This window comes from Pseudomonas sp. (assembly GCF_028293835.1).
GTDB lineage: Bacteria > Pseudomonadota > Gammaproteobacteria > Pseudomonadales > Pseudomonadaceae > Aquipseudomonas.
Window position 1 is genome coordinate 1 of the sequence record NZ_JAQGNX010000125.1, and the last position, 4,647, is coordinate 4,647.

The window sequence follows — 4,647 nt, forward strand, 5'->3', positions numbered from 1 at the left end:
GCACCTTTTCACCCTTACCGGCACCGAAGTGCTTAGGCGGTTATTTTCTGTGGCACTTTCCGTAGGCTCGCGCCTCCCAGGCGTTACCTGGCACTCTGCCCTATGGAGCCCGGACTTTCCTCCCCCCTCTATTGGAACAATAGAAGGCAGCGACTGTCCAATCGACTCTCCGCCGCCAAGGTTAGCGGCACAGCCCCTCAAGAACAAGCTTTAATACGTTCTGTAATCTTTGCCGCTTAGGCAGAGAGGGTTCGTTTATGCGTCTTTTTGCTTGTCCAGCGCTACCTGATAGAGCAGATTCTTACGTACACCGGTGATTTCCGCCGCCAATGCCGCCGCGCGCTTCAAGGGCAATTCTTCCAAAAGAAGGTCCAGCACCCGCCGCGCTTCGGCACCGATGACGTCCTCATCTTCGGGGACAGTCCAGCCCGCCACCAACACCACGCATTCACCGCGCTGCTGATTGCTGTCGCCTTCGACAAAAGCACGTAACTCCGACAGCGGCAGGCCTTTGAGGGTCTCAAACGTTTTGGTCAGTTCCCGCGCCAGTAACGCCGGACGCTCCGGACCAAATACCAACTCAAGATCCTGCAAGCATTCAAGGATGCGATGCGGCGCCTCATAAAAAATCAACGTACGCGGTTCAGCTTTAAGTAATTCGAGTCGCGCCCGGCGGCCTACCGCTTTGGCCGGCAAAAAGCCTTCGAATATAAAGCGGTCCGACGGCAAGCCGGCAGCCGATAGCGCCGCAATCAAAGCGCACGCCCCCGGAACCGGGATCACCCGAATGCCCGCTGCACGCGCCTGACGCACCAAGTGATAGCCGGGGTCTGAGATCAACGGCGTGCCTGCATCCGAAATCAGCGCAACGTCGTCGCCCGCCAATAAACGCGTGATGAACCGACTGCCTTCTTCCCGCTCGTTGTGCTCATGGCACGCGGCCAAGGGCGTTGGAATTCCAAAGTGCTGCATCAAACGTAATGAGTGGCGGGTATCTTCGGCAGCGACCAGTGCTACATCACGCAACACCTTAAGTGCACGCACGCTCATGTCGTCCAGGTTACCGATAGGCGTGGCCACAACATAAAGCGCGCCTGGGGCGGAATTCGAAGCACCTGGAGCAGTCAAAGCGCACACCTCTTGTGTTGGCAAAAAGAAACGCATTGTACAGATTAAGGCCGGAGTGAACGGATAGCTGACGCCGACGAGCGTCAAAACAGTCTGGAAAAAGCGTTTGTTTTCGTTACCGCAGGACGTGATCCAAGCAAAAAACACCGGTTCCACCCCCTATTTACGTACACCGCGACCAATATGACCGCTTTAACGCCACCAACATCGCGCCCCGGCCAGTGCTTGGGTACAATTCCCGCCTATTTGCTCGAGTATCAGGATCACATACATGATCGCTTGCCTGCGCCTGTTCACTGCCCTTTGTCTTGCTGCCCTGCTGGCGGCTTGCGCCAGTTCGCCCTCTTCAACCCTGGGCGAGCTGCCTCGCACCCCTGACGCCAGCATCGAGCAACTGCTCGAACAAGCTGCCGCCGCCAAAAGCCCCGATCAAGCTGCCGTCCTCAGATTGAGCGCGGCCGATCAAGCCAATCGACAAGGCGACGCTGGACGTGCTGCAAAAATTCTTGAGCAAGTGCCTCTTGATCAACTGAAGCCCGCGCAACAAGTGTATGCCAGTACTCTGGCTGCCGAGCTGGCGCTGGGCCGTAACCAACCCAAAGTGGCTTTGGCCGCGTTAAGCCACCCGAGCCTGCAGCGCCTGGGCGAACTACCTATTGATCAGCAGGTTCGTACCGGGCTGGTCCTGGCGCGTGCGCTGGAAGCTGATGGTCAGATCTTACCCGCTGCCAGCCAGCGGGTATTCATCGCCCCGCTGCTGAAGAATGGTGACGCAACCGCCAACCATGAAGCTATCTGGGCACTGGTTTCCCAATTGCCGCCTGAGCAACTGCAAAGCAGTGGCAACGGTGAACTGGCGGGCTGGCAGAGCCTGGCGCTGGCAGTAAAAACTGCCGGCACGCTGGAGCAACAGCAGGCCGCGATCGACACCTGGAAAGCACAGAACCCGCAACATCCAGCGGCCCTGCAATTACCGCTGCCGCTGGTTGCACTCAAAGCGCTGACCAGTGAACCCCTGACTAAAATTGCCTTGCTGCTGCCACAAGACGGCCCTTTGGTATCGGTTGCCCGCGCATTGCGTGAAGGCTTCATGGCTGCGCATTATCAAGCTCAGCAAGCAGGACAAAAGCCGCCAGCCATCGAAGTGTTCGACAGCTCACGCCTGACCTCCCTTGACGATTTCTACCGCCAAGCCAAGGCCTCCGGTGTGCAGTTGGTGATCGGCCCCTTGGAAAAACCGTTGGTTAAGCAACTGAGCAGCCGTCCACGCCTGCCGATCACCACGCTGGCGCTGAATTACAGCGACTCACGTCAAGCCGGGCCACCGGAGCTGTTCCAGTTCGGCCTGGCCGCTGAAGACGAGGCGCGCGAAGTGGCCCGTCGCGCCTGGGCTGACGGCAAACGCAGTGCCGCTGCCATGGTGCCGAAAGGTGAATGGGGTGATCGCGTTCTGGATGCTTTCCGTCAGGCCTGGCAAGCCGCCGGCGGGACGTTCATCGTCGCTGAGCACGTTGACCAACCCGTCGCTCTCGCCCAGCAAATCGCTGACATGTTCCAACTGCGCAATGCCGATCCTCGCGCCAAGAGCCTACAAAACACCACGGGGGCTCAAGCGCCTCAACCGACCCGTCGCCAGGACATTGATTTCATTTTCCTCGCCACTACGCCTCAGTTAGCCCAACAGATCAAACCGACACTGGTGTATCAATATGCGGGCGACGTTCCTGTGTACGCGACCTCGACACTGTTCACCAACAGCGGCGACCAGGCACAGTACAAGGACCTGGAAGGCATCCAGTTTTGCGAAACGCCTTGGCTGTTGAATACCACCGACCCCCTGCACCAGCAAGTGACCACGCAATGGCCACAAGCCTCCGGCAGCCTTGGCCGGTTGTATGCGATGGGTATTGATGCCTATCGCCTGGCGCCGCGCCTGGCGCAACTGAAAACGCTGCCTGACACCCGCCTCGATGGCCAATCCGGCAGTTTGAGCCTGGGTCAGGGCCAGCGTATAGAGCGGCAATTGCCGTGGGCCAAGTTTGTCGGCGGCCAGGTTCAACGCCTGCCTGACACCGCGCGTTGATACCTGCCGCACCGCACCTGCAAGCGGGGCGCGAGGCTGAAGCCTTCGCCCTGCAGTACCTTCAGCAAGAGGGCCTGAGTCTTATCGCGCAGAATTGGTTATGCAAACGCGGTGAGCTCGATCTGGTCATGCTTGATGGCGATACAGTAGTATTCGTCGAAGTTCGTTACCGGCGCCACGCAGGTTGGGGTGGCGCGTTGGAAAGTGTGGACCTTCGCAAACGGGAAAAGCTAGTCATCGCCGCGCAGTATTTTCTGCAGCAAGCGTCACGCTGGGCTGATTCGCCGTGTCGTTTCGATGTGATTGGCATCAACGGCAAACCCGGCAAGGAGCCTTCGTTCAACTGGTTGAAAAATGCATTTGATAGCTGATTCAGACGGCTGGAATTGTCCAACCTGAACGCCTGATCCCCATGATTTACTTACATCGATTCTGCTTTTTGCTTTGCAGGCTGCACAATGTTTGTGCCTGGAGCAGTTGCCCTACTTAAGGTCACATAGATGGACATGCAATCCCGAATTCGCCAGCTTTTCCAGGCCAGCATCGACACCAAGCAGCAGGCGATGGAGGTGCTTGCACCTTACATTGAGGAAGCCAGCCAGGTCATGGTCAACGCCCTGCTCAACGAAGGCAAAATGCTTTCTTGCGGCAACGGCGGATCTGCGGGTGACGCGCAGCACTTCTCCTCGGAACTGCTTAACCGTTTTGAGCGTGAACGCCCGAGCCTGCCAGCGATTGCATTGACCACGGACACCTCGACGATCACCTCGATTGCCAACGACTACAGCTATAACGAGATCTTTTCCAAACAGATTCGTGCGCTCGGTCAGCCAGGGGATGTGCTGTTGGCCATTTCCACCAGCGGCAACTCGGCAAACATTATTCAAGCTATCCAGGCCGCACATGACCGCGAAATGGTTGTCGTAGCATTGACCGGTCGCGACGGTGGCGACATGGCGTCGCTGCTATTGCCTGAGGACGTGGAAATTCGCGTCCCGTCCAAAGTGACCGCACGTATTCAAGAAGTCCACCTGCTGGCGATCCATTGCTTATGCGATTTGATCGACAGCCAACTGTTCGGGAGTGAAGAATGACCCTTAATCGCCTAAGCCTGTTGGCTTTGACACTTTGCCTCGGCATCAGCGGATGCAGTTCGGTCCTGACTGCGACCCGTGACACACCTATCCAGGATGACCGTGGCACCCGCACGTTTGGCAGCAAGATCGATGACTCACTGATCGAAACCAAAGTAGCGGTCAACGTCGCCAAAGCCAGTCCTGATCTGGACGATGGTTCGCACATCATCGTTGCCAGCTTCAACGGCATCGTATTGCTCGCCGGACAAACGCCTCGGGAAGACCTCAAAGCCCTTGCCGAAAAAGCCGCCGGCTCCGTGCAACGTGTGAAGAAGGTTAACAACGAACTTCAGGTCATGG

The 4,647-nt window shown here is 57.7% G+C and carries 5 protein-coding genes and 1 other RNA gene; 4 read left to right on the plus strand and 2 right to left on the minus strand.

Annotated features, from left to right (window positions below; genetic code table 11):
• Window positions 1–169: RNase P RNA component class A (rnpB, locus tag JWR17_RS17465), an RNA gene on the minus strand; the annotation flags it as partial.
• Window positions 170–255: 86 nt separating this feature from the next.
• Complete coding sequence (gene rsmI / locus JWR17_RS17470) at window positions 256–1,128, minus strand: 16S rRNA (cytidine(1402)-2'-O)-methyltransferase (RefSeq protein ID WP_299833197.1); 873 nt, start codon at window positions 1,126–1,128, stop codon at window positions 256–258.
• A 271-nt stretch (window positions 1,129–1,399) separates the two neighbouring features.
• Between rsmI and JWR17_RS17475 the strand changes: the two genes are divergently transcribed.
• The 4 genes from JWR17_RS17475 to JWR17_RS17490 form a co-directional block, all read left to right on the plus strand.
• Window positions 1,400–3,211, plus strand: a complete 1,812-nt coding sequence (locus JWR17_RS17475) for a penicillin-binding protein activator (protein WP_299833198.1) — start codon at window positions 1,400–1,402, stop codon at window positions 3,209–3,211.
• Window positions 3,208–3,582, plus strand: coding sequence for a YraN family protein (locus JWR17_RS17480; protein ID WP_299833199.1), 375 nt, complete (start codon window positions 3,208–3,210; stop codon window positions 3,580–3,582). Before JWR17_RS17475 ends, JWR17_RS17480 begins: the two co-directional genes overlap by 4 nt.
• A 129-nt stretch (window positions 3,583–3,711) precedes the next feature.
• Entirely contained in the window at window positions 3,712–4,305 is a 594-nt protein-coding gene (locus tag JWR17_RS17485) for a phosphoheptose isomerase (protein WP_299833200.1), read from the plus strand.
• A partial coding sequence (locus JWR17_RS17490; protein ID WP_299833201.1) for a BON domain-containing protein occupies window positions 4,302–4,647 on the plus strand: 346 nt, incomplete at its 3' end. The genes JWR17_RS17485 and JWR17_RS17490, both read left to right, overlap by 4 nt.